This is a genomic window from Streptomyces chlorus, from assembly GCF_042655885.1.
GTDB lineage: Bacteria > Actinomycetota > Actinomycetes > Streptomycetales > Streptomycetaceae > Streptomyces > Streptomyces chlorus.
The window spans coordinates 1-772 of the sequence record NZ_JBHSOA010000022.1; the positions used below are offsets into that span (position 1 = coordinate 1).

Here is a 772-nt window from a genome sequence, read left to right on the forward strand (position 1 = left end):
AGCCCCCGCCGGCAGCACCCCTGCCAGGCCGCTGGTGGTCACCGTGACCGCCGGACCGGCATCGGCCAGCACATAACCGATCCGCTCCACCGGATAGTCCGGATCGATCGGCACATAGGCACCCCCGGCCTTCCACACCGCCAGCAGCACCGTGATCAGTTCCGCCGAGCGGGGCAGGACCACGGCGACGAAGCTGTCCGGGCCCACACCCTGCTCGATCAGCACCCGGGCCAAACGATTCGCCCGCGCATTCAACTCCGCATACGAAAGCTCCCCCTCCTCGGTCACCACCGCACAGGCCTCCGGAGCCGACACCACCCGCTCCGCGAACCAGTCCACCAACGAACCGGGGCCCACCGGCACACCCGTGTCGTTCCAACCCCGGGTAACCCGCTCCACCTCACCGACCGACAACACATCGATGCCGGACAGCGGCCGATTCGGGTTCAGCAGAACCTGCTGAAAGACGTTCTTCAAACCGGAAACGAGATAATCCACCGTTTCGGCATCGAACAAGTCAGTGGAGTACTCAACGCTGCCGCGAATAACGGACCCGCCATCGTCCGTTTCCATCTCGGTGAGCTCGAACGTCAAGTCGAAGCGAGACGTGGAGTCCTCGAATTTCACCGGCCGCACGTCAAGTTGCCCAGTTTCGAGCTGTGAATAGCGGTCTTGCTGGTTGTTGTAGGTGAGGAGGGTCTGGAAGAGGGGGTGGCGGGCGAGGGAGCGGGTCGGGTTGAGTGCCTCGACGAGCTGCTCGAAGGGCACGTCC

1 protein-coding gene is annotated in these 772 nt (G+C 64.2%); it reads right to left on the reverse strand.

The features are described from left to right. On the reverse strand, positions 1-772 hold a 772-nt coding region (locus tag ACFPZI_RS11260), incomplete at both ends, for an AMP-binding protein (RefSeq protein ID WP_381361658.1).